Annotated in this window: 24 protein-coding genes; 13 read left to right on the plus strand and 11 right to left on the minus strand. The window is 68.8% G+C overall.

Annotated elements, in window-relative coordinates; translation table 11 throughout:
* Nucleotides 1-137: 137 nt before the first annotated feature.
* Complete coding sequence (locus AC07EJ_RS16015) at nt 138-1,319, plus strand: metallophosphoesterase (RefSeq protein ID WP_478884457.1); 1,182 nt, start codon at nt 138-140, stop codon at nt 1,317-1,319.
* Between the two features lie 183 nt (nt 1,320-1,502).
* Nucleotides 1,503-2,369, plus strand: a complete 867-nt coding sequence (locus AC07EJ_RS16020; protein WP_389480922.1) for a hypothetical protein — start codon at nt 1,503-1,505, stop codon at nt 2,367-2,369.
* A gap of 108 nt (nt 2,370-2,477) precedes the next feature.
* Here AC07EJ_RS16020 and thiC read toward each other — a convergent pair whose 3' ends face one another.
* Nucleotides 2,478-4,262: a phosphomethylpyrimidine synthase ThiC gene (thiC, locus tag AC07EJ_RS16025; protein WP_326712128.1), complete on the minus strand. Its 1,785-nt coding sequence runs from the start codon at nt 4,260-4,262 to the stop codon at nt 2,478-2,480.
* Between the two features lie 220 nt (nt 4,263-4,482).
* Here thiC and AC07EJ_RS16030 point away from each other — a divergent pair, with 220 nt between their 5' ends.
* Entirely contained in the window at nt 4,483-5,838 is a 1,356-nt protein-coding gene (locus AC07EJ_RS16030) for a YibE/F family protein (protein ID WP_389480920.1), read from the plus strand.
* Between the two features lie 79 nt (nt 5,839-5,917).
* Here AC07EJ_RS16030 and AC07EJ_RS16035 read toward each other — a convergent pair whose 3' ends face one another.
* The 4 genes from AC07EJ_RS16035 to AC07EJ_RS16050 all read right to left on the minus strand — a co-directional run bounded on the left by AC07EJ_RS16035 (nt 5,918) and on the right by AC07EJ_RS16050 (nt 8,211).
* On the minus strand, nt 5,918-6,379 hold the full coding sequence (locus AC07EJ_RS16035; RefSeq protein ID WP_389480918.1) for an SsgA family sporulation/cell division regulator: 462 nt from the start codon (nt 6,377-6,379) through the stop codon (nt 5,918-5,920).
* Nucleotides 6,380-6,478: 99 nt separating this feature from the next.
* On the minus strand, nt 6,479-7,192 hold the full coding sequence (locus AC07EJ_RS16040) for an IclR family transcriptional regulator (RefSeq protein WP_389481179.1): 714 nt from the start codon (nt 7,190-7,192) through the stop codon (nt 6,479-6,481).
* Between the two features lie 341 nt (nt 7,193-7,533).
* On the minus strand, nt 7,534-7,746 hold the full coding sequence (locus AC07EJ_RS16045; protein WP_362907847.1) for a DUF5326 family protein: 213 nt from the start codon (nt 7,744-7,746) through the stop codon (nt 7,534-7,536).
* A gap of 147 nt (nt 7,747-7,893) precedes the next feature.
* Complete coding sequence (locus tag AC07EJ_RS16050) at nt 7,894-8,211, minus strand: cupin domain-containing protein (RefSeq protein ID WP_100597187.1); 318 nt, start codon at nt 8,209-8,211, stop codon at nt 7,894-7,896.
* 80 nt (nt 8,212-8,291) lie between these two features.
* On the opposite strand from AC07EJ_RS16050, the gene AC07EJ_RS16055 reads away from it, so the two are divergent.
* From AC07EJ_RS16055 to AC07EJ_RS16075, 5 genes are all read left to right on the plus strand, one after another.
* Nucleotides 8,292-8,672, plus strand: a complete 381-nt coding sequence (locus AC07EJ_RS16055; RefSeq protein WP_100597188.1) for a phage holin family protein — start codon at nt 8,292-8,294, stop codon at nt 8,670-8,672.
* Nucleotides 8,673-8,681: 9 nt separating this feature from the next.
* Nucleotides 8,682-9,173: a low molecular weight protein-tyrosine-phosphatase gene (locus AC07EJ_RS16060; RefSeq protein WP_389480915.1), complete on the plus strand. Its 492-nt coding sequence runs from the start codon at nt 8,682-8,684 to the stop codon at nt 9,171-9,173.
* Nucleotides 9,170-10,306, plus strand: a complete 1,137-nt coding sequence (locus AC07EJ_RS16065) for a cystathionine gamma-lyase (protein WP_478884416.1) — start codon at nt 9,170-9,172, stop codon at nt 10,304-10,306. The genes AC07EJ_RS16060 and AC07EJ_RS16065 overlap by 4 nt, the downstream gene beginning before the upstream one ends.
* Nucleotides 10,307-10,544: 238 nt before the next feature.
* Complete coding sequence (locus AC07EJ_RS16070; RefSeq protein WP_478884417.1) at nt 10,545-11,450, plus strand: LysR family transcriptional regulator; 906 nt, start codon at nt 10,545-10,547, stop codon at nt 11,448-11,450.
* A gap of 168 nt (nt 11,451-11,618) precedes the next feature.
* Nucleotides 11,619-12,101, plus strand: a complete 483-nt coding sequence (locus tag AC07EJ_RS16075; RefSeq protein ID WP_389480908.1) for an NUDIX domain-containing protein — start codon at nt 11,619-11,621, stop codon at nt 12,099-12,101.
* Between the two features lie 71 nt (nt 12,102-12,172).
* Here AC07EJ_RS16075 and AC07EJ_RS16080 read toward each other — a convergent pair whose 3' ends face one another.
* Nucleotides 12,173-13,720 carry a globin domain-containing protein gene (locus tag AC07EJ_RS16080; RefSeq protein ID WP_393584144.1) on the minus strand — a complete coding sequence of 516 codons (1,548 nt, stop codon included), beginning with the start codon at nt 13,718-13,720 and terminating at the stop codon, nt 12,173-12,175.
* 368 nt (nt 13,721-14,088) lie between these two features.
* Complete coding sequence (locus AC07EJ_RS16085; protein WP_389480903.1) at nt 14,089-14,721, minus strand: HAD family hydrolase; 633 nt, start codon at nt 14,719-14,721, stop codon at nt 14,089-14,091.
* A 77-nt stretch (nt 14,722-14,798) separates the two neighbouring features.
* Between AC07EJ_RS16085 and AC07EJ_RS16090 the strand changes: the two genes are divergently transcribed.
* On the plus strand, nt 14,799-15,335 hold the full coding sequence (locus tag AC07EJ_RS16090) for a DUF2269 family protein (protein WP_389480901.1): 537 nt from the start codon (nt 14,799-14,801) through the stop codon (nt 15,333-15,335).
* 5 nt (nt 15,336-15,340) lie between these two features.
* Nucleotides 15,341-16,207 carry a GNAT family N-acetyltransferase gene (locus tag AC07EJ_RS16095; protein ID WP_478884418.1) on the plus strand — a complete coding sequence of 289 codons (867 nt, stop codon included), beginning with the start codon at nt 15,341-15,343 and terminating at the stop codon, nt 16,205-16,207.
* Nucleotides 16,208-16,314: 107 nt separating this feature from the next.
* Here the strand turns inward: AC07EJ_RS16095 and AC07EJ_RS16100 are convergent, their stop codons facing one another.
* Nucleotides 16,315-16,737, minus strand: a complete 423-nt coding sequence (locus AC07EJ_RS16100) for a GlcG/HbpS family heme-binding protein (protein ID WP_393584138.1) — start codon at nt 16,735-16,737, stop codon at nt 16,315-16,317.
* Between the two features lie 92 nt (nt 16,738-16,829).
* On the minus strand, nt 16,830-18,044 hold the full coding sequence (locus AC07EJ_RS16105) for an MFS transporter (RefSeq protein ID WP_389480894.1): 1,215 nt from the start codon (nt 18,042-18,044) through the stop codon (nt 16,830-16,832).
* A 141-nt stretch (nt 18,045-18,185) separates the two neighbouring features.
* On the opposite strand from AC07EJ_RS16105, the gene AC07EJ_RS16110 reads away from it, so the two are divergent.
* Both AC07EJ_RS16110 and AC07EJ_RS16115 read left to right on the plus strand, forming a co-directional pair.
* On the plus strand, nt 18,186-18,644 hold the full coding sequence (locus AC07EJ_RS16110) for a MarR family winged helix-turn-helix transcriptional regulator (protein WP_389480891.1): 459 nt from the start codon (nt 18,186-18,188) through the stop codon (nt 18,642-18,644).
* 81 nt (nt 18,645-18,725) lie between these two features.
* The gene (locus AC07EJ_RS16115; RefSeq protein ID WP_389480889.1) at nt 18,726-19,178 is read left to right on the plus strand and encodes a GNAT family N-acetyltransferase; all 453 of its coding nucleotides are present in this window, start codon (nt 18,726-18,728) and stop codon (nt 19,176-19,178) included.
* A 121-nt stretch (nt 19,179-19,299) separates the two neighbouring features.
* Here AC07EJ_RS16115 and AC07EJ_RS16120 read toward each other — a convergent pair whose 3' ends face one another.
* Nucleotides 19,300-20,685 carry a serine hydrolase domain-containing protein gene (locus AC07EJ_RS16120; protein WP_478884419.1) on the minus strand — a complete coding sequence of 462 codons (1,386 nt, stop codon included), beginning with the start codon at nt 20,683-20,685 and terminating at the stop codon, nt 19,300-19,302.
* Nucleotides 20,686-20,800: 115 nt separating this feature from the next.
* A complete protein-coding gene (gene dnaB / locus AC07EJ_RS16125) occupies nt 20,801-22,276 on the minus strand; it encodes a replicative DNA helicase (RefSeq protein ID WP_389480885.1) in 1,476 nt (491 codons plus the stop codon).
* Nucleotides 22,277-22,734: 458 nt separating this feature from the next.
* On the opposite strand from dnaB, the gene AC07EJ_RS16130 reads away from it, so the two are divergent.
* Complete coding sequence (locus AC07EJ_RS16130; RefSeq protein ID WP_389480882.1) at nt 22,735-24,072, plus strand: MATE family efflux transporter; 1,338 nt, start codon at nt 22,735-22,737, stop codon at nt 24,070-24,072.
* The last annotated feature ends 16 nt before the right edge of the window (nt 24,073-24,088 follow it).

Raw genomic sequence — 24,088 nt, forward strand, 5'->3', positions numbered from 1 at the left:
CATGGTGAACAGCCGCCCGGATCCGATTCACCACCCCTGGTGCATCACACAGCGCGAGCCGCATTCCTATGATGGGCGCACGACACCGCGGGCCGCTGCGACCAGGCAGTCCGATCGGGTGCAGAGGCGGCGCAATGGTGGTGGAGGGGTCGATGACTCAGGGGGCCGGTCAGGGACCCGAGGTGCGCACGGCGACGCTGCGCGACTTCCGCGTTCCCGCGTACGTCCACGACGTACCGGCATACGTCCAGGAGCCCGGCCACGACCCCGCTCCACCGGCCCCTGCCGTGCCCGTGCAGGCGGAGCCGGATCCCGCGTACCAGGAGCCGGCGCGCTCGGAGCCCTCGTACGCCGAACCGTCCCCTCAGGACCCCGCGTTCGACCAGCCCGACGGGTACACGCCAACCCAGCGCGACCTGCCGGTCATCAACCGTGGCGACACGGTCCAGGTGCGGATCGACACCGAGCCGGCCCCCCGTTCCGCCGACGGACTCGGCCCGCTGTACGTCGTCGGTGACGTGCACGGCTACCTCGACGAGCTGATCGCCGCCCTGTACGAGCAGGGCCTCATCGACGCCGAGGGCAGCTGGTCGGCGGGCACCGCCCGGCTGTGGTTCCTCGGCGACTTCACCGACCGCGGGCCCGACGGCATCGGCGTCATCGACCTCGTGATGCGGCTGTCCGCCGAGGCCGCCGCCGCCGGCGGTTACTGCAAGGCCCTCATGGGCAACCACGAACTGCTCCTCCTCGGCGCCAAGCGCTTCGGCGACACCCCGGTCAACTCGGGCGCCGGCACCGCCACTTTCCAGGCGGCATGGCTGCTCAACGGCGGACAGAAGTCGGACATGGACCGCCTCCAGGACGTCCATCTGCAGTGGATGTCCCGGCTCGACGCGATCGAGCTGGAGGACGACCACCTCCTGATGCACTCCGACACGACCGCGTACCTCGACTACGGCGACTCGATCGAGGCGGTCAACGACACGGTCCGCGAGACCCTCACGCGTAACGACGCGGACGAGTGCTGGGACCTCTTCCGCAAATTCACCAAGCGCTTCGCGTTCCGCGACGAATCCGGACCCGAAGCCGTGCGCGAGCTCCTCGACGCCTACGGCGGCGCGCGCGTAGTCCACGGCCACAGCCCCATCCCGTACCTCCTCGGCGAGGTCGGCACCGAGGACGCGGCGGACGGGTCCGAGGACAGCCGCCCGCTGATCGAGGGCCCGCACGTGTACGCGGGCGGGCTCGCGATCGCGATGGACGGCGGAGTGACCATGGCCGGAAAGCTGCTGGTCCAGCAACTCCCCATGGATAGCTAGGCGTTCCCCGGGCAGGCGCACCGAACGGGGGCTCAGTCCGGCCACCGGGCCGAATTCGGGAAACCCCCTGTCACCGCGTGCCGTCACCGCTCTACCATCGGCTTATCCGTAGCAGGCTCCCCTCCGTTTCTGCCCGACGGCTCGCACCCATGCGAGCCCCCAAGCCCTACGGAGCATCGGGGGATGCACATGAACAGCGCTCCGCACCTGCTGAACGAGGACCGCCCCGAGTTCGAGCGGATCCTCGATGATGCGCTGCGTACCGCACCGGACCGCCCTGATCTCGCCGCAGTGGGTCAGCGGCTCAACCCCGAACAACTGCGCACCATGGCGCTCAACGCCATCGCGCTGATCACGGCCGCCGCCGCGACCGAGTACCAGAACTACGTGAAGGTCCGCGCCGACCTGCGCGCCGCGCCGCGGCCCGTACGTCCGCTGCGCGAGGGAGAGAGTTCCGCGGAGTCCGGCGGAGGCGCGATCGGCCTGGCCGCCACCGTGGGTGAGGTGACGGAGACGACCGGCGCCGGCGTCATCGCCGTCGTCGCGGTGCTCGCCCCTGTGCTCGCCGGAACGGCTGCCGCGATCTTCCTGCTCATCGGCTACATCCTGAAGATGCTCGATCCGGAACCGGCATTCGCCCAGACCCTGTGGACGGCCGGCTGGGTGTTCGGCGCGCTCACAGTGGCGGGGATCCTCGTCGCCGGCGTGGGCCTGCTGCTCACCGCTCTGCGCAACGGAGCGACGTCCTTGCAGGCCGGCGCGCACACCGAGTCGAACGAGGAGGTGGACCGGGCCAGAGAAGCCTGGTCCCTCGTGCTCCTGGAGCGCGGCATCCTGCCATTCCTCCGGGAGGCCCTCGCGGAACCTCCGTCGGCCCCCGCGAACCGCGGGGGCGGCCACGGAGTCGCGGGCCGTATGCCCCACCTCGGGTACAACAGGCCCGGGTTCAGCAGCCCGGGCACGGACGGGAGCTCCCCCGCGGGCCCGAGGTACTCAAGCCCGGACTTCACAAGCCCCGACTTCGGAGGCCCGGACCACCAGCCGGACTAGGGTCTTTCGTTTGGATCAGGCGGGGCTTGGTCCCGAGACCACCCTGTCCACCGGTCGCGAAAGGCGGCCGGTGGACAGCGCGCGGCGCCCGCATGAGCGCGGGTGAGGTCAGTCCGCGATCGGCAGATAGACGCGATTGCCGGCGGCGGCGAACTCCTTGGACTTCTCCGCCATGCCCTCCTCGATCTCACTCTTCGTCCCGCCGTGCCGGCGGCGGATGTCCTGGGAGATCTTCATCGAGCAGAACTTCGGCCCGCACATCGAGCAGAAGTGGGCCGTCTTCGCCGGCTCGGCCGGGAGCGTCTCGTCGTGGAACTCCCGCGCCGTGTCCGGGTCGAGGGCCAGATTGAACTGGTCCTCCCAGCGGAACTCGAAGCGCGCGTCGGAGAGGGCGTCGTCCCACTCCTGCGCGCCCGGGTGCCCCTTGGCGAGGTCCGCCGCGTGGGCCGCGATCTTGTAGGTGATGACGCCGGTCTTGACGTCGTCACGGTTCGGCAGGCCCAGGTGCTCCTTGGGCGTGACGTAGCAGAGCATCGCCGTGCCCCACCACGCGATCATCGCGGCTCCGATGCCGGAGGTGATGTGGTCGTAGGCAGGGGCGATGTCGGTCGTCAGCGGGCCGAGTGTGTAGAAGGGGGCCTCCTCGCACACCTCCTGCTGAAGATCGATGTTCTCCTTGATCTTGTGCATCGGGACGTGCCCGGGGCCCTCGATCATCGTCTGCACGTTGAAGCTCTTCGCGATCGTGTTGAGCTCCCCGAGCGTCTTCAGCTCGGCGAACTGCGCCTCGTCGTTGGCGTCCGCGATCGAGCCCGGCCGCAGGCCGTCACCCAGCGAGTACGTGACGTCGTACGCCGCGAGGATCTCGCAGAGCTCCGCGAAGTTCTCGTAGAGGAAGCTCTCCTTGTGGTGCGCCAGGCACCAGGCGGCCATGATCGAACCGCCGCGCGAGACGATGCCCGTCTTGCGGTTGGCGGTGAGCGGGACGTACGGCAGCCGCACGCCCGCGTGGACCGTCATGTAGTCCACGCCTTGCTCGGCCTGCTCGATGACCGTGTCCTTGTAGATCTCCCAGGTCAGCTCTTCGGCACGGCCGTCGACCTTCTCCAGCGCCTGGTAGAGCGGGACCGTGCCGATCGGGACGGGGGAGTTGCGCAGGACCCATTCGCGCGTGGTGTGGATGTTGCGGCCGGTGGAGAGGTCCATGACAGTGTCGGCGCCCCAGCGGGTCGCCCAGGTCATCTTCTCCACCTCCTCCTCGATGGACGAAGTGACCGCGGAGTTGCCGATGTTGGCGTTGACCTTCACCAGGAACCGCTTCCCGATGATCATCGGCTCGATCTCCGGGTGGTTGACGTTGGCCGGCAGAACCGCGCGGCCCGCGGCGATCTCCTCGCGGACGACCTCGGGCTCCACGTTCTCCCGGATGGCCACGTACTCCATCTCGGGCGTGACCTCCCCGCGCCTGGCGTACGCGAGTTGGGTCACGGCCTGGCCGTCGCGCCCGCGGCGCGGCTGGCGGGGACGGCCGGGGAAGACCGCATCGAGGTTGCGCAGACCGCCGCGCGGCGAGGTGTGCTTGATGCCGTCGTCCTCGGGGCGGACCGGGCGGCCCGCGTACTCCTCGGTGTCGCCGCGGCTGATGATCCAGTTCTCCCGCAGCGGCGCGAGGCCCCTGCGGACGTCGGTGTCGACACTCGGATCGGTGTACGGCCCCGACGTGTCGTACAGCGTGACCGCCGTGCCGTTGGTGAGGTGCACCTGGCGGACCGGCACCTGGAGGTCGGGGCGTGAGCCCGTGACGTACCCCTTGTGCCAGCCGATGGACTTCCCGGCCTCGCCCGTCTCTGCGGACAGGTTGGAGGCAGGCGTGCGTGCGTCCGATGTGGTCATGAGACCTACTCCCTACGCCGGCATTACCCGGTAACAGGTTCGGCGGTCGACGCAGCGGCTTCCGTCAGGCGATGTTTCATGTGAAACATCGCCGAAGCGGAGGTCAGCGCCCTCTCAGCCCGGTGCTCCGAGCTCCCGCGTGTGCAAAGGTGCCCCCACGCTAGCGTCATTTCTAGCGTGCTGAACAGAGGGCCCCTGCCGTTCTTGCGATGATCGGGCGGTGACCAGCACGCAGCAGCCTTCGCCTCCGCCGCCGCACCCTCCCCATGACCAGGGGAACTCCGGACACGGGCATTCCCACAGTCATGGCCCTGCCGCGCCCGTTTCCAAGCATCTGCGCAAGGTCATCGCCGCGGTGCTCATCCCGTTCTCCGTCGCGGTCGTCGTCGGCCTCGTGGTTCTCTGGCCCGGCGGCGCCCCGCCCCATGCGCGTACGGGCGTCGGCTTCGACCGGCAGACCCAACAGGGCACCGTCACCCAGGTCGACAAGGTCGACTGCAAGTCCGTGAACGCCTCGGGCGAGACCCCGACCGGCGACACGTCGACCGCCGAGGGCCAGTCCGCCGAACAGCAGGCGAAGGGCACGTGCGGGAAGGCAACCGTCCGCGTGGACAGCGGCAAGGACACCGGGCGTACGTTCACGGAGATCGTGCAGCCGGACTCGCCTCGGCAGTTGCACGACGGCCAGAAGGTGATCGTGGCCTACGCGCCCGACGCCCCCAAGGAACTCCAGTACTCAGTCACCGATGTGAACCGCAGGCTCCCGATGGCGGTGCTTGCCGGAATCTTCGCGCTGGCCGTGGTCGTCGTGGGCCGGCTGCGGGGCGTCATGGCGCTCGTCGCGCTGGCCGTCAGCTTCATGGTGCTGACCTTCTTCATCCTGCCCGCAATCCTTCAGGGCTCGAATCCGCTGGTGGTCGCGGTGGTCGGGGCGAGCGCCATCATGCTGATCGCGCTCTACATGTGCCACGGCCTGACGGCCCGTACCTCGGTCGCGGTGCTCGGCACGCTCGTATCGCTGCTCCTGATCGGCCTGCTCGGCTCGGGGTTCATCGACTGGGCCGCGCTGACCGGCAACACCGACGACAACACGGGCCTGATCCACGGGCTTTACCCGCACATCGACATGAGCGGTCTACTGCTCGCCGGCGTCATCATCGGCTCGCTCGGCGTGCTCGACGATGTGACGGTCACGCAGACGTCGGCCGTGTGGGAGCTGCATCAGGCCGACCCGACGATGGGCCGGCGCGCCCTGTACCGCGCGGGCATCCGGATCGGCCGCGACCACATCGCGTCCGTGGTCAATACCCTGGTCCTGGCGTACGCGGGCGCGGCCCTGCCGCTGTTGCTGCTCTTCTCGATCGCGCAGAGCAGTGTGGGGACCGTCGCCAACAGTGAGTTGGTGGCCGAGGAGATCGTGCGGACCCTGGTCGGCTCGATCGGTCTGGTCGCCTCGGTGCCGCTGACGACCGCGCTCGCGGCTCTGGTGGTATCCGCCGACCGTCCGGGGCCCCCGTCCGCTGCCGCGGCCGGTCCGGCACGCGGCGGCAGGGGCCGGCGACGAAGGAAGCGCTGAACCCCTGCGGGGGCACCCCGAGGGCGCCACTCTGCTGAAGCGTTACATCAGTTGATCGCACGCGGACTTCTGGAGCCCGTCAGCCGGCGCTCTGCTCCTCGGCGAGAATCCGGTCGAGTGCCTCGTCGAGATGCGTCTCGAAGTCGGCGAGCGCCCGCTCCTGGCCGAGCGGGACGAGCTTGTCGGTGCGGTCCAGGAAGGCGACGAGGGGAGCGACACCCGCCCGGAACAACGCCTGGTCACCGCCCACTTGAAGCCGGATGTGCACCTCGCCCGGCATCTCGCCCGGACTGCCCGCCAGTTCCACCGGTTCGATGCGCACATCACCGTCGCCGCAGGGACCAGCCACCCCGTCCACCAGGAGCTCTCGACCGAAGGCCCAGGTCACCGGGGCGTCCCCGGGGAGGTGGAAGGTCAGCCGCACGGCGTAGGGATCAGCAGCGGCGTACCGCAGCTCCACCGGGATGCGGAACGAGAGTTCCTCGGAGACGAGGAAGCTCATCATGACCTCTGCTTGTACTGCCTGTACCGACTCGCGCATCGCCTACCCCGTCAATTTGCCGTCGATTGGGCGGGAATAACCTTCCCGACACCTTCGCATCTTGCTTAACGTACATGCGGGATCACAAGGAGTGAGTTTTCAGATGCTGATAGAGAAGGCGAGTGTCCTTACGAGTTTGCCGACTTCGTTCTGCAACTGCCGTGCCGCGGGCAGCAGACGACCGGCCTGATGGGACGGAAGAGAAACCGCCATCGTCGCCGCGGTGGACCCGACGGTGATGGGAAACGCGGCGCAGACCGTGCCCAACGCGTACTCCTGACGCTCCACCACGGGTTGCATCCGCCCCAGGCCGTTCAGCCGGCGTAGCAGCGAGCGGTCGTCGCGCACCGTGTACGGGGTGATCGAATACGCGGGATAGCGGTCGAGGTGATCGCGTCGGCTCTCCTCGTCGAGCTGGGCGAGGAGGCACTGACCGATCGCGTGAGCGTGCCCCGTCTCGCGGAAGTCGGCCCATTCCGCGACCGCGGGATTCCCGGGCGTGTCGGCGACAGCCACAACCTCGATCTCGCCCTCGCGGTAAACCGAGAAGTACACCGGGACCCCGATGGCGTCGCGCCAGTGCTGCAGGGCGTCGGTGATCATGCCGCGACGATTCTGCTGCGCTCCGCTGCTACTCAGCCGCTCAGCCGCCGCACCCAGGACGAACAGGCCCTTCTCCTTGCGGAGATAGCCCTCGTGGGCGAGCGTGCGCAGCAGGTGGTACGCGGTGGGAAGCGCGAGGCCGGCCTCCCGGGCGAGCTGCTTGGCGGGCGCTCCGTCTTCGTGCGACGCGACGGCCTCGAGAAGGCGCATCGCGCGCTGGACGGAGCCGATGAGGGTGGGCGGGGCGCCGGTCGTGCCCTCGGCGTGAGCGTCGTCGTAGGTGTGCGCGCGACAGCCGAGGGGTGGGGGCACCGCATGTGGGGGCATGGCGTCAGCAGACATGGCGTCGGGGGACGTGACGTCGGCGGACAACGGGGCGGCGGAAAGCGGTTCAGCCGTGGCCAAGGTTCACTCCCGAAGCGCGTGGGGTCCCCCCGCTTCTCGGGAATCACGGGGGTGCGGCCGTCGAATTCCGGACTCTAGCCCTGGCCACCACTTCAAGAGGGCCGCGCGGGGAAACTTCCCCCGCGCGAGCGAACCGTGGCCCGGGGCTACCAGTCGCTGCGCGAGGAAGAGCCCGCCATGAACTTCCGTACGACGTAGATGAGTCCACCGACCACGGCTACGAAGACCAGCACCTTGAAGAGCAGACCGATCACGAAGCCCACGACGCTGGCTATCAGCCCTCCGAAGACGACCAGGGCGATGACCGGCACCGCGACCCACTTCACCCACCACGGCATACCCGTGAAGATCTCTCGCACTGCCATCGTCCCTACCTCTCTCCCGAGCCGCACCGCTTCGATACGGCTTCTTCTGCATTCGATGCTGGCACGCCGAGGCGCCCCGTGGGGACCGCGGACCCCTTGTCGTCCCCTGAGCGACCCCCTAGGGAACCCCGAGATCCGCCGTCAGCTCTCAGGCGGAGAGAACACCACCAGAACCCGCAGGTCCTCGCTGATGTGATGGAACTTGTGGGCCACCCCGGCCGGCACGTACACGACGCTGCCGCGCGCCACCTGGGTCGTCTCCATGCCGACAGTGATCGATCCACGACCGCTGACGACGAGGTACACCTCGTCCTGCTGGTGCGGCTGCTGCGGGTCCTGGTCCCCCGCGTCGAGGGCGTAGAGCCCGACCGACATGTTCCGCTCTCTCAGGAACTGCAGATACGCGCCGTCGTTCGCGGCACGTTCCGCTTCCAGTTCGTCCAGCCGGAATGCCTTCATCCCACTTGTCCGCCTCTTGCCCGTGAGCGGCCTCGCAGGGCCACTCTCATGATCCGGTCTCGTCTGCCACGATCAGACACATGAAGAATTTTGTAGTCAAGACGATCGCCAACGCGGGGGCCCTCGCCGTCGCGGTGTGGCTCCTCGACAAGATCACGCTGACAGGTGACAGCACCGGCAAGAAGGTCGGCACGCTGATCATCGTGGCGCTGCTGTTCGGCCTGGTGAATCTCCTGGTCAAGCCCATAGTGAAGCTCCTCACCTTCCCGCTCTTCATCCTGACGCTCGGCCTGATCACGCTCGTGGTCAACGCCCTGATGCTGCTGCTGACCTCGTGGCTGGCCGACCAGTTCAACCAGAGCTTCCATGTCGAGGGGTTCTGGACCGCCGTCCTCGGTGGCCTGATCATCTCGGTCGTCTCCTGGGCGCTGAACGTCGTCCTGCCCGACGACAAGGACTGACCCCACCCCATGTCCTTCCGTGTGTGCTTCGTCTGCACCGGCAACATCTGCCGCTCGCCCATGGCCGAGTCGGTCTTCCGTGCGCGCGTCCACGAGGCGGGTCTCGCCGGCCTCGTGGAGGTGGACAGCGCGGGCACCGACGGCTGGCACGAGGGGGACGGTGCCGACCACCGCACCGTCTCCGTGCTGGCGGCCGGCGGCTATGAAAGCGGCCATTCCGCCCGGCAGTTCAGCGCCTCGTGGTTCTCCCGGCTCGACCTGGTGATCGCCCTGGACACCGGGCATCTGCGCACCCTGCGCCGGCTGGCACCGACCCCGCAGGACGCCGAGAAGGTCCGCCTACTGCGCTCGTACGACCCCTCGGCCGGGACACATCTGGACGTACCGGACCCGTACTACGGCGGTATCGATGGCTTCGAGGAATGTCTGAGAATGGTGGAGTCGGCGAGCGATGGTCTGCTCGACGCGGTACGCGCAGCACTGGAAGGACGGGCGGCATGACGCAATCGGCGCAGATCGGGGACGGTACAAGGGCGGTGAGGGCGGGGCTGCCCGAGGCCGCGAAGAACGATCCGACGCTCCCAGGGCCTGTCTTCGCGGCACACTTCCACCTGCCGGGCGATGTCTCGGGGCCCTACACGTACGGCCGGGATGACAACCCGACGTGGACCCATCTGGAGCGGGCCATCGGCGAGCTCGAGGCGCCCGGCCAGGAGGATGTCGACACCCTCGTCTTCGCTTCCGGGATGGCCGCCATCTCGGCGGTGCTGTTCTCGCAGCTCAAGGCCAATGACGTGGTCGTTCTGCCGAGCGACGGATATCAGGTGTTCCCGCTCGTCCGCGAGCAGCTCACGGCGTTCGGCATCGAGGTCCGCACCGCACCCACCGGCGGCGACGCCCAGCTCGACGTCCTGGACGGCGCGAAGCTCCTGTGGATCGAGACGCCGTCGAACCCCGGCCTCGACGTGTGCGACGTGCGGCGGCTCGCCGAGGCGGCACACGCACGTGGCGCCCTGGTGGCGGTCGACAACACGCTCGCCACACCACTCGGCCAGCGCCCCCTGGAGCTCGGCGCCGACTTCTCCGTGGCCAGCGGCACCAAGCAGCTCACCGGCCACGGCGACATTCTGCTCGGTTACGTGACCTGCCGCGACGCCGAGCTGACCGCCTCGGTGCGGGGCTGGCGCAAGATCGTCGGCGCGATCCCCGGCCCGATGGAGGCCTGGCTCGCCCATCGCTCGCTCGCCACGCTCCAGTTGAGGGCGGAGCGGCAGAACGCCAACGCGCTCGCGCTCGCACTCGCCCTGCGCGACCGCGACGACATCGAGGGCCTGCGTTACCCGGGTCTGCCCGACGACCCCTCGCACAAGATCGCCGCGCAGCAGATGCGGCGCTTCGGGTGCGTGGTCTCCTTCACGCTGCCCACGCGCGCGCGTGCCGAGCGGTTCATGAAGGCCCTGACGCTGGTGGACGACGCGACGAGCTTCGGCGGCGTGCGGTCCACCGCCGAACGCCGTCGCCGCTGGGGCGGGGACGATGTCCCGGAGGGCTTCATCCGCTTCTCCGCCGGCGCCGAGGACCCGGACGACCTGGTGGCCGATGTGCTGCGCGCGCTCGACGAGACGGCCACCTAGGGCCTCTCACGGGCCACTTCGTGCCCGCCGCGGCGTCGGCCTCATCCCTGGCTGCGCACAACGGACGGCCCGAGCCTCCCCCCTCGTGGCTCGGACCGTCCCCGGTTCCTGCGCGCTAAGAACCGCGCGCATAAGGCTAGTTGACTCTGTGTCAGTGTCCAATCACGCTAGCGACAGAGACCTATCGACATATTTATAGTTGGGACCGACCCGGGGGCCGCGAGGGGAGGACACCGCCATGGATCTCGCCCTGCTGCGCACGTTCGTGACCGTGCACCGGGCGGGCTCCTTCACGCGGGCCGCCGCACTGCTCGGCCTTTCGCAGCCCGCTGTGACATCCCAGATCCGCACCCTGGAGCGGCAGCTGGGCCGCCCTCTGTTCCTGCGCCAGGCACGTGGCGTGACTCCCACCTCCATCGGCGACGAACTCGCCCACAAAGCCGCTCCGCATCTCGACGCCCTCGTGGAGATCACCGAGACCGGCATCGACGAGGAGTCGCCGGTCCGCACGCTGCACCTCGCGGGGCCGCCGGAGTTCACCGCCGAGCGCGCGCTGCCCGCCCTCACCGCGCTCACCCGTGACGACGGCCAGAGCTTCGCCCTGCGCGCCTCCTTCGGCAACGCCGAGGAAGTCCTCGAGGGTCTTGGCGCAGGACATCACGATCTGGTCATCACGACGGCCCGCCCACGCGGCGGCCTGCTCACCGCGACTCCGCTCTGCGACGAGGAGCACGTCCTGCTGGCCTCACCGCGGTGGGCCGCGCGCATAGGGCCGGGCACCCTGCGCCGTAACGGCGCAGGTGCGCTGGAGGATCTGCCGCTCGTCGAGGCGCACGAGTCGTTGCCGTTCGTCGCCCGCTACTGGGCCGCCGTCTTCGACTCACGCCCGGCCACCTCGGGCACGGTCATCGTGCCTGATCTACGCGCGGTGCTCGCCTGCACGATCGCGGGGGCCGGGCTGGCTGTGCTCCCGCGCTACCTCTGCGCGCCGGCTCTGGAGCGCGGCGAGGTCGTGGCGCTGCTCGATCCCCCGGTGCCTCCGCTGCGGACGTACTTCCTTGTCGTGCGTACGGGCACGCTGGCCATGCCACACATCGCGCGGGCGCACGAGTGGCTGCTGCGTGCCGCCGTCGATTGGTGCTGATCAATTCATGGTGATCGAGTTCATGGTGATCGAGTTCGTGGTGATCAGGTTGATGGCGATCAACCAGCACTGATCTATTGGCCAACTGGCACTGATCGATTGGCGTCGGCCTGAGGCCAGGTCGGTACGGAATGTTTCACGTGGAACCGGCGGGGCCACATTCCTCCCATGACCGTCCGACCCGTGGTCAAGCGCACCGCACGCGCCGTCCTGCTCGACGGCAACGACCTGATCCTGATCAAGCGGACCAAGCCCGGCATGGATCCGTACTGGCTGACCCCCGGCGGCGGGGTCGAACCCGAGGACGAGACCGTCGTCGACGCCCTGCACCGCGAGGTGCACGAGGAGCTCGGCGCCAAGGTCCTCGATGTGGTGCCCTGCTTCGTGGACACCGTCGAGCACATCGGTGAGGACGGCGGCTCCACCGGCGTGAAGGTCCAGCACTTCTTCGTCTGCCGTCTCGAGTCGATGGACCTCAGCCAGCGGCACGGCCCCGAGATCGAGGAGCCGTGCGGCGAGTACGAGATCGTGCGGGTGCCCTTCACCCGCGTCGGCATCGCCTCGGTCCATCTCGTCCCACTGTCCCTGCGGCACTATCTGGACGGCAACATCGAGGGCGTACGAGCGATGCACGCGCCTGACCTGGGCTGACGGGGCGGGGCTTCGGGCCTTGGTTGCCCGCTTTCTCGCGGGCCCGTCCGCAGGGTGCTCAGCCGCCGGCCTCAGCTGCCGGTCGCGACGAGTTCCTCCACGGAGTCATGGCGGATCCGGTCCACCGGGATCCCGATGTCCCGCAGGGCATCGACTCCGTTGCGGATCATGCCGGGCGGACCCGAGAGATAGGCGTCGTACTCGTTCCAGGGGCCGTACTCGCGTACCGCGTCGGGCAGTTGCAGATGAGCCTGCTGATCGACGATCGGACGGACCGCCAGCCAGGGGTGGGTCTGCTGGAGCCGCAGCATCGTGTCGATGTCGTACAGGTCATGGTCGGTGCGAGCCCCGTAGAACACCTCGACCGGGCGCCGCTGGCCGTGCTCCGCGACATCCTCGACGAGGGCCTTGATGGGCGCGATGCCGGTGCCACCGCCTAGACAGAGCAGCCCGCTGTCGGAGCTGTGGTCCACCGTCATCGAACCGGAGGGCGGGCCGAGGCGGATCACATCGCCCGGGCGGGCACGGTGCACGAGTGCATTGGAGACCCACCCCGCCGGAACGGCCTTCACGTGGAACGAGAGCAGCCCGTCGGAACGGGGCGCCGAGGCGAAGGAGTAGTGCCGCCAGATCCGCGGCCACCACGGCGTCTCCAGGCTCGTGTACTGCCCGGCGAGAAACGGGTACGGCTGGTCGGGCCGGACCGTGACCACGGCGATGTCCGGGGTCCTCAGGTCGTGCGAGACCACCTCTCCGTACCACCACGCGGGCGCGCGCAGCTCGTCCGCCGCCGCCGCGTCGATCATGACCTGGGAGATCGTCGTGTACGTGCGTACCCAGGCCGCCTCCGTCTCCTGGTCCCAGGTCGTCGTCGCGTACCGGGACAGCGCGCCGATGAGGCACTCGCCGACGGCGGGGTAGTGCTCGGGCTGCGTGCCGTACTTGCGGTGCCCGCCGCCCAGGTTCTTCAGGTACGGGACGAGGACGCTCTTGTTGTCGGCGTGCTCGGCCGCCATCAGCAGCGCCTTGAGCAGCCGGTCGCGCTGGGTGTCCATCGAGGCGGGGAACAGGGGCCGGAGTTCGGGGTGGCGCACGAAGAGCAGCGCGTAGAAGTACGAGGTGACCTTGTCGGCGTCGGGGCCGACCTCCTCCAGGGTGCGGCGGATGAGCCGGGTGTCGGGGGAGACCTCGGGCGCGGGAGCCGGGCGGGGGCTGGTCTCTGCCCTGGGCGCCGTTGGTCCCGGGGGTGCGGAGTGCGGCTGCTGCGCGGGGCTCGATCCTTGCCCGTGCTGGGCAGAGTGAGGGCGCGCGTTCCCGTGGGGGGCGGCCTGAGGCGGGGTGGGGCCAGGCGCTGACGCGTGCTGAGGGGCGGGTGCGGCCTCCGTCGCCGGGGCGGGGCCCTGGGCGGGCACCGTCTCCGCATGGTCTTCCGATATTCGCTCGGGTCGGCCAACGGGCCGTATCGGCGTGACCCTGCGCCCCTCTGACGGCGCCTCGTGGTCCGGGCTCGGGCCGGTGGGCGGCGCCTTGCGCGGAGTGAACCAACCGCCCCCGCCGCCGGAGCCGGAGTCGGCCGACGTAGTGGTCGGAGCGTCCATGCTGTGCCTCGCCTCGAACATCTTTCGGTCGGTCTGCGTACTTCCGCGATCGGAAGTCGCTCTTTCCCCGTTCTGCCGCGGCAGAATGCGGCGGCCCAAGTGAACCCGCATTCCGGCCCGCTACGGACAAGTAAGGGAGGAATGTGACATTGCCCGCAGTTCCTCACCGCAGCGTGCCATCCGGCGCGACCCCGCAAGCCGCATAGCGGAAATAGCAGGTCTTCGATCTCTCCGTCCCGTTAGGCTGTCTTGGCCTGCGTGCATGGTCCGGGTTGCGCCGGGCGCGCCTGCCTCGGACCGGAGTCGACCCTACCGGCACCCGCCAAACGCACAAGTCCCCCTTGCCCAGCAAGGAATTCGACAGGCGATATGCCCCTGCAATCCCTCGATTAGCTGGTGTGCCGCACCAATTCGTACGCCTCCCGCAGATCGCGGCCGGCATACGAGTGGGTCGCCAGACCCGCGACGTGCTGATCCGCATTGATCGCGACCGATACCGGCACGGCGCCGAACAGCTCCACATCGGAGAACGAGTCGCCGTAGGCAATGCAATCGGCCCGGGGCACCCCGAACCTTTCACAGAGCCGGTCCGCGATCTTCACCTTCGCCGCGGCGCTGAGAACGCCCGTGGGGTCGACGGGCTCGGCGAAGGGCACCGCGGGAAAGCGAGAGCCGTACGCCGCATGGGCGCCCCAGCCCGTCAGCCGCTCCACGAAGAACGACGGCGAGAGCGAGACCACAGCGCAGAACTCACCGCGCGCCCGTATCTCCGCCCAGGTCTCCCGGATTCCCGTCAGCCAAGGCGCACCCTCGAACGCGGCCGTCACGTGGTCGGGCGTGAGCCCCGCCCACAGGGCGTGCACCCGCCGCGCGTACTCCGGCGGACCGATGCGCTGAGCGCCGATCTCGCGGTCCAGGGCCACCGTCTCGGCCTCGAGCCCCAGTTGACGGGAGATTTCCACGGGTGCCGACGTGCCGTGCAGCAGCGTTCCGTCCAGATCGAAGAGATGCAGTCTCGCCATGTACGCCGAGGCTAGTACCCGGAGTTACTCCCTCTGTCGGACGCCCTCGAAGGCTCGCTCCCGGCACGGTGTTTCACGTGAAACTACGCCGTCCCGCCCGCCGGGCCATCCTCGTCGTCCACGTGACGTCCTCCGCTTGTTGGCTGGGGCTCACGCTCGGTCTGCTTGCGCTCGCCGTCGCGGCGATCACCACGGGTTCCGATCCGATGGTCGAGGGCGCCTGCCGCGCCATGAAGGTCTTCACGGACTGGCTGGTGATCCCACTCGCTCTGCTCACTCTGCTGAGCGGCCTGCTGCTGTCGCTGGGAACGCCATGGGGCCTCGCCCGGCACCGCTGGGTCTACGCCAAATTCTGGCTCACGCTCGCCACAACCGTCGCCTCGATCTTCGCGCTGCGTCCCGGCGTCAACGCCGCGGTCGCGACGGTGACGGCCGGCACTCCGCTGCCCCAACCGAGCGATCTGGTGGCCGGTCCCATCGTCTCCCTGACCGCCTACCTCTTCATGACGGTGATCTCGGTGCTCAAGCCGTGGGGACTGACGCGACGTGGCCGAAAGCAGCAGCATGCTGCCCGCAATGCGGTGGACGCGGACCGGCTGCGTCAGACAGCCTGACCTGCGTGTCGACACCTCCCCTCTCCGATCTACCCATCCGCCGACTCACCCCGCGCGACCTCGCGGCGTGCGCCGACCTCTCCGAGGACCGCGGCTGGCCCCGCGAGGAACACAAATGGGGCCTGCTGCTCTCGGCCGGCACCGGCTACGGCATCGACGACCCCGACGAGGGCCTGGTGAGCGCCTGCGTGGTGACCGACTACGGCCCGCCGAACCGGCCCACGCTGAGTGCCATCGGCATGGTGCTCGTCGCCGAACGCCACGCCCGGCGCGGCATCGGCCGCCGCCTCATGCAGTACGTCGTCGAGCAGGCGGACACCACACCGCTCACCCTGCACGCGACCCCGTACGGCCGCCCGCTCTATGAAGGGCTGGACTTCAAGGTCACCGGGCGCGCGGAGATGGTGCGGGGGCATTTCGCCCCCGGCGGACCGGCGCCGTCCGTGGCCACGCGCGCCGCGACCGCGGAGGATCTCCCGGCCATCCTTCGCCTGGACGCGGAGGTCTTCGGCCCCGACCGCACCCACGTCCTGACCCGCCTGCCGGCCTTCGCCGACCAGCTGCGCGTGGCCGAGGACGGAGGCGAACTCATCGGCTTCGCGGCCGCCTGGCCCAACATGGACACCCACGTCATCGGCCCGCTGATCGCCCGCGACACCGAGACCGCGAAGGCCCTTGTCACCTCTCTCGCCGCCAGTACGGATCGCCCCCTGCGTACCGACATCGACGTGCGCCACGAGGAACTACTGGCGTGGATCAAGGCAAGGGGGGTGGAGTCCCAGGCCTTCAACGCCGTGATGACCTATGGCGCCCCCGACCTCCCGGGCGACTGGACACGCCGTTTCGCGCCTCTGACGGTCGCCGCGGGCTGATCTGGAGCCCGCATGCGGCGAAGTCCGCCCCCGGACAATGTGGTTCACGGTGTCCGGGGGCGGACTTCTGTGTGGGCAGGCGCGTCGCGCTTACGTCTCGTCGAGCTTCAGGCGAGCTCTGCCACAGCTGCTGTGGCGAACCCGTGGTCCTGCTCCGGTGCGCCGCCGCCGACACCGATGGCGCCTATGAGGCGCCCGTCGCGGTGGACGGGGATGCCGCCCGCGATGAAGAGCAGCGGCCGGTCCAGAGCGGTGGGCAGGCTGTGGAAAGGGCCGTCGGGCTTGACCAGGTCGACGAGGTCCGCGGTCGGGGCGTTCAGCTGGAGGGCGGTGTACGCCTTGCGGGTGCTGGTCTCGCCGGAGATCAGCACGGCCCGGTCGTCACGCCGGAAGGCGAGCAGGTGTCCGCCGGCGTCGAGGACGGTGACGCTGACGCTCACTCCGGCGGACTCGGCCGCACGACGGGCGGCGGTCACGAGGATCTCCGCGTCCTGGATGGTCAGTGGCACGACGGCGGTGGTGGTGGTCATGAGGGGGTTCTCCTTACGGGGATGTGCGGTGGAACAGGTGCGGGGACGACGTCGGCCCTGCGGGTGGGGGTGAGGTGAGAGTCGGCGGCCGCTCAGCTGTGAGCGGGTTCCGCCTGCCGGGCCCCTTCCGGCGTCGCGCTTGCGACGACCGGGCTCGAGACCTTGGACCGGCGCTCGAGGCCGGCGGACACGACGGCCAGGACGAGCGCGGCGGCGGCGAGGACGGCGCCGACCCAGTTGGGGGCCGTGTAGCCGAGGCCGGCCGCGATGACGAGGCCGCCGAGCCAGGCCGAGAGGGCGTTGCCGAGGTTGAAGGCGCCGATGTTGACCGCGGAGGCCAGCGTGGGAGCGCCGTGGGCGTGGTCGAGGACCCGCTTCTGCAGCGGCGGCACCGTGGCGAAACCGAGGGCGCCGATCAGCGCGATGGAAATCGCCGCCATGACCTTGTTGTGGGCGGTCAGTGTGAACAGGGCCAGCACTACGGCCAACCCGCTCAGGGCGATGTACAGCATCGGCATCAGCTTGCGGTCGGCGAACTTTCCGCCGATCAGGTTGCCCGCGACCATGCCGAGGCCGAACAGGACGAGGAGCCAGGTCACCGACGTGTCGGCGTAACCGGCGACGTGCGTCATCATCGGTGCGATGTAGGTAATGGCAGCGAAGACTCCGCCGAAGCCGAGCACCGTCATGGCCATTGCCAGCAGGACCTGGACGTTCTTGAAGGCAGCGAGCTCGTGCCGCAGGTGGACGCCTTCGGCCTTGGGCATGTCGGGGACGAGCTTGGCGATGCCGAGCAGTCCGACGACTCCGAGCCCGGCGACGACCACGAAGGTGACGCGCCAGCCGACGCTCTGGCCGATGAGCGTGCCCAGGGGTACGCCGACGACGTTGGCGACGGTCAGGCCGGTGAACATCATGGCGATGGCTCCGGCCTTCTTCTCGGGGGCGACCAGCTCGGCCGCGACGACCGCGCCGATTCCAAAGAAGGCACCGTGCGCGAGTGAGGCGACCACGCGGCCGATCACCATGACGAGGAAGACGGGTGCCACCGCGGAAAGCACGTTGCCCACGATGAACAGGACCATCAAGAGCAGCAGCATCCGCTTGCGCGAGATGCGGGTGCCCAGAATCGTCATGAGAGGGGCGCCGAACATGACGCCGAGGGCGTAGCCGGTCACCAGGAATCCGGCCGTGGGGATGGAGACGCCGAAGTCACCCGCGACCTCGGGGAGCAGCCCCATGATCACGAATTCCGTGGTTCCGATCCCGAAGGCCCCGATCGCGAGAGCCAGAAGCGCGAGAGGCATAGGGTTCACCTTCCCAAACTGTTGCAGGTGCGCTTTGCGTGCGTTCACAATACTTGCAGACGCGCACTACTTGCAAGCGCGGACAATTTCGCACGTGGACTATCCTGGGTTCAGCCGCTTCGGGATGGAGGAACTAGAGCCATGACCGCCACAGACCCCGCACTCACCGCCCTGGCCCAGGGCTGGTGCGCCCTCTCCCTGCTCCACGGGAGGATCGAGACCCATATCGAGCGCGCTCTGCAGGCCAAGCACGACCTGAGCGTGCGGGAGTACTCGCTCCTTGATGTCCTCAGCCGCCAGCACGACGGCGAAGGCGGTCACCTGCAGATGAAGCAAGTCGCCGACGCAGTTGTCCTCAGCCAGAGCGCCACCACGCGTCTGGTGACGCGTCTTGAAGACCGCGGTCTGCTGGCCCGCTATCTCTGCCCGACCGACCGGCGCGGCATCTACACGGACGTGAGCGAGGCCGGTCTGGCTCTGCTCGCCGAGGCGCGGCCCACCAATGACTCCGCCCTGCGCGAAGCACTCGACGAAGCGGCGACGAACCCCGAACTCGCCCCGCTGGTCCGCGCGGTGGAAGCCGTACGCGTCCCGGCCTGAGACGCCGAGTCGGCAACGGCGCGGGGCCGCCGGCGCCGGGCCGTCCGGGACTGCCTACTCATGGCGGCATAGGCTGCGGCCATGGGAGATCTTGAGATACGGCCTGCCATCGCCGCAGACGTCCCGGCCATCGTGGCGATGCTGGCAGACGACCCCTTGGGCGCCAGCCGCGAGTCACCGGACGACCTCACGCCATACCTGGAGGCGCACGGGCGCATCACCGCGGACCCCAACCAGCACCTGGTCGTCGCCGTGCGCGAGGGGCGCACTGTCGGCACCCTCCAGCTCACCGTCATCCCCGGGCTCTCACGGAAGGGCTCCACACGCTCGATCATCGAGGGCGTCCGCATTCACGCGGACGAGCGCGGCAGCGGGCTCGGCACGCTGCTCATCGAGTGGGCAATGGACGAATCCCGCCGCCAGAACTGTCAGTTGGTGCAGCTGACCTCCGACGCCACCCGGACCGACGCCCATCGCTTCTACGAGCGACTGGGTTTCGAGGCGTCGCATGTGGGCTTCAAGCTCCAGCTCTGACCACGCCGAGGGCCGGGTGGTCCTGCGTTTCACGTGAAACACAGGACCACCCGGCCCTTTCGCCATGTCGACCCTGATCGAGACCGGCCTGGAGAGCAAAGCCAACCGGGAACGAGATCAGCTAGGAACGAGGAAGCCCCCGCCAGCCCTCCGGGTCCACCCCGCCAGGAACCGGCGCCTCCTTCTCGTACGGCTCACGCGTGAAGACGAACGATCCGAGATCGAGATGGCTCACCGATCCATCGGGCCGGCGCTCGACGCGCAGGAGCTCCCCCGCGTAGTAGCCGTCCAGTCCCGTCCAGGTGCCGTCGCCGTTCGGACGGAATCGCGAGTCCCGCGCCCCACCCGTCAACGGCCCGAGCGAGACGCCTCCGTCGGCCGTCAGCCGCAGCACCGTGCTCTGCGTCCCCCAGTACCAGGGCCCGGCGAGCTCCAGCACCGCCGCATCGACCTCCGGCAGGGGACGCCACGGCTCAGGGATGCGCGGCTCGGCCTCGGCGACGATACGGAGCAGGTCCGCACTGACCGTCGACGCGGGCACGCCCGACGTGCAGTTGGCGAGAGTGACCGCGGCCAGACCGTCCTCCTCGCTGAGCCACAGCCCCGCCACGAACCCGGGCAGCGAACCACTGTGCCCAGCCAGCACTCGCCCGTTCCTCCGTGCCAACTGAAGCCCGAGACCATACGAGGAGTCCCAGTCCCCCGACAGCGTGGGCGCCGCGGGCGTGCGCATCTCGCGTACGGACTGTGCACTCAGAACCCGGTCGTCACCCTCCATCAGGAACACGGCGAACCGCCCCAAGTCTGCCGCTGTAGACCAGAGTTGTCCCGCCGGAGCCATCAGCCCCAGGTCCTCCGCCGGCTCCGGCATCATCACATCGGCCCAAGGGTGCACGGCACAGCCACCGGCGTGCGGAGCCTGCGGCTGCCCGCTCGTCCGGTGCAGGCCGAGCGGATCCAGGACCTCACGGCGCAGGACGTCCTCCCACTGGGCACCGCGCAACGCCTCGACCAACGAACCAAGCAACGTATAGCCGGGGTTGGAGTAGTGATGCTGCTTCCCGACCGGATGCCTGAACGGCTCCTCACCCAGCACATCCGCGAGCTCGGGGCGCAGCGAAGACGACGAACGCTCCCACCACGGACCCGGAGTCTCAGCAGCCAACCCACCGGTGTGCGCGAGGAGTTCGGCAATGGTGACCTGGCCGGCGCCCGTGCCCGGCAGATGCTTCTCCAACGGGTCCCCGAGGTCGAGCAACCCCTCGTCCCGCAACCTCAGCACCAGCACGGCCGTGAACGTCTTGGTGATCGAGCCGATCCGGTACTGCACGTGCTCGTCCGGAGCGTGCCCGTCCACGCAGGTACGCCCACCGCTCCACACCAGCTCACCGTCGCGCACGACGCCGGCCACCAGCGAAGGCGACCGGCCTTCCGCCTGAGCGGTGGCGGTGCGGTGCAACAGAGCTCGACGCGTCGTGGGCAGCAGTTCTTCAGGGGATGTCGTCATGCCCCCAGTCCACCCCGCCGGCCGCCGGGCGTCGACCGCTTTTAAGCCGACGGCTGGGGGCCGAACCGGTTCGGAGCACGCAGCTTCAGGCCGAGCGGGACCAGGTCGAGCGGGATCAGGTCTGCGCCATGTCCACGAAGCGCGAGTAGTGACCCTGGAAGGCGACCGTGATCGTCGCTGTCGGACCGTTACGGTGCTTGCCCACGATGATGTCCGCCTCGCCCGCGCGGGGCGACTCCTTCTCGTACGCGTCCTCACGGTGCAGCAGGATCACCATGTCCGCGTCCTGCTCGATCGAGCCGGATTCACGCAGGTCGGACACCATCGGCTTCTTGTCCGTACGCTGCTCGGGGCCACGGTTCAGCTGGGAGAGCGCGATGACCGGCACTTCCAGCTCCTTGGCCAGGAGCTTCAGGTTTCGCGACATGTCCGAGACTTCCTGCTGACGGCTCTCGGAGCGCTTCGAACCACCGGCCTGCATCAGCTGCAGATAGTCGATGATCACGAGCTTGATGTCATTGCGCTGCTTGAGCCGACGGCACTTCGCGCGGATCTCCATCATCGACAGGTTCGGGGAGTCGTCGATGTAGAGCGGTGCCGCAGACACCTCGGGCATCCGGCGCGCGAGCCGGGTCCAGTCCTCGTCCGTCATGGTGCCGGAACGCATGTGGTGCAGTGCGACCCGTGCCTCCGCGGAGAGCAGGCGCATCGCGATCTCGTTCCGGCCCATTTCCAGGGAGAAGATGACGCTGGGCAGGTTGTGCTTGATCGAGGCGGCGCGGGCGAAGTCGAGCGCCAGAGTGGACTTACCCATGGCGGGACGGGCGGCGATGACGATCATCTGGCCCGGGTGCAGGCCGTTCGTCAGGGAGTCGAAGTCCGTGAAGCCGGTGGGCACACCGGTCATCTCGCCGCTACGGGAGCCGATCGCCTCGATCTCGTCGAGCGCGCCCTCCATGATGTCGCCGAGTGGGAGGTAGTCCTCGCTGGTGCGCTGCTCGGTGACCGCGTAGATCTCGGCCTGTGCGCTGTTCACGATCTCGTCGACGTCGCCGTCGGCCGCGTATCCCATCTGCGTGATGCGCGTGCCCGCCTCGACGAGCCGACGCAGAACCGCCCGCTCGTGGACGATCTCGGCGTAGTACTCGGCATTGGCCGCCGTCGGAACCGTCTGGACGAGGGTGTGCAGATACGATGCGCCGCCGACCTTGGTGATCTCGCCACGCTTGGTGAGCTCGGCCGCGACCGTGATCGGGTCGGCCGGCTCGCCCTTCGCGTACAGGTCGAGAACCGCCGTGAAGATCGTCTCGTGCGCGGGGCGGTAGAAGTCGTGGCCCTTGATCACCTCGACGACGTCGGCGATCGCGTCCTTCGACAGAAGCATGCCGCCGAGGACGGACTGCTCGGCATCGAGGTCCTGGGGCGGGACCCGCTCGAAGGACGGAGGTCCGTCGTCCCAGCCGCCGTCGCCACCGCGATCGTGCTGCTCCTCGCGCCCCCGCCCACCGCTGCCACGCTGGCGGGAGGCAGGCAGACGGTCACTGGGACCGCTGTCGGCCCAGGGGTCGTCCAAAGGCTCGGAGATACTCACCGGGCCACCTCCTCCAGTCCGCCGAGCGGACCTCGCCGTGCCCTCTTTCTTACGGCACGACACTGACAAATATGGGGACCCGACTCCGGTTCTGACGCGTCGGTTCATGACGTTTCCGAGGCCTGAAATCGTGGCGGGCGCCGCACCACGGTAGGCCCCTCGGCACCTTCAGCCAATCTGGTTATCCACAGGCGGTGTGGATGAAGGGCCTCTCGCTGTGGAGAACTCCGCAAAACCTGTGCACGACACGGTGGACAGCCCTGTGAACAAGCCCTCAAGGGACGCGCAGAAACGTGCCTGACCTGCGACTTTCCCATCCACCGGCTGTGCAGGAAAAATACTTTCCCGGTCGGCGCAAGATCGCTGTAAACGGTGCGTGACGCCACGCCCCAGAGGCATCGAAGTAAGGACTCAAGGGCGGTTGCATCTCTTACCTGTGGAAGATTACATTGGTGCTCATGACACAGGCTCCCGCGGCGTCCAAAGCCGCCCGGCGGCGGCATGACCGCGAGATCGTCGCGCTGGCCGTCCCCGCCTTCGGCGCACTCGTCGCCGAGCCTCTTTTCGTGATGGCCGACAGCGCCATCGTCGGACATCTGGGCACGGCCCAACTGGCCGGTCTCGCTGTCGCCTCGTCCCTCCTGATGACCGCGGTCAGCGTCTTCGTCTTCCTGGCCTACGCGACCACGGCCGCGGTGGCCCGCCGCGTCGGCGCGGGAGATCTCCAGTCCGCGATCCGTCAGGGCATGGACGGGATCTGGCTCGCACTGCTGCTCGGCGCCGCGGTCATCGCCATCGTCCTGCCCACCGCTCCCGCACTCGTCGAGCTGTTCGGCGCCTCGCACACCGCGGCGCCCTACGCGATCACCTACCTGCGGATCTCCTCGCTCGGCATCCCCGCGATGCTCGTCGTCCTCGCCGCCACCGGAGTCCTGCGTGGCCTTCAGGACACCAGGACCCCGCTCTATGTCGCGGTCGGAGGCTTCGTCGCCAACGGCGCACTCAACGCGGGGCTCGTCTACGGCGCCGGCCTGGGAATCGCAGGGTCAGCCTGGGGCACCGTCATAGCCCAGGTCGCCATGGCCGCTGTCTATCTTTTCGTCGTCGTGCGCGGTGCACGTCGTCACGGCGCTTCCCTGCGCCCCGACGCGGCCGGAATACGAGCCTGCGCCCGGGCGGGAGCCCCCCTGCTCGTCCGCACCCTCTCGCTGCGCGCCATCCTCATGATCGCCACCGCGGTCGCAGCCCGGCTCGGCGACGCGGACATCGCCGCGCACCAGATCATCATCTCCTTGTGGAGCCTGCTGGCCTTCGCGCTCGACGCCATCGCCATCGCGGGTCAGGCCATCATCGGGCGCTATCTCGGAGCCGACGACACCCAGGGTGCACGGGATGCCTGTCGCCGCATGGTGCAGTGGGGCATCGCCGCGGGAGTCGTCCTCGGACTCCTGGTGATCGTCTCCCGACCGCTCTTCATCCCACTGTTCACGAATGATCAGGTGGTGCAGAACGCGGCGATGCCCGCTCTCCTGATGGTCGCGCTCTCCCAGCCCATCTGCGGCATCGTCTTCGTGCTCGACGGAGTCCTGATGGGAGCCGGCGATGGCCCGTATCTCGCCCGGGCGATGCTCGTCACCCTTGCGGTCTTCACGCCGGTCGCCCTGCTGGTGCCGGTCTTCGGCGGAGGGCTCACCGCACTGTGGGGCGCGATGACTTTGATGATGACCGTGCGGATGCTGACCCTGTGGCTGCGTTCACGCTCGGGCCGTTGGCTCATCACAGGCGCCACGCGCTGACCCGGTTTCACGTGAA

The organism is Streptomyces sp. NPDC045026, from assembly GCF_056432625.1.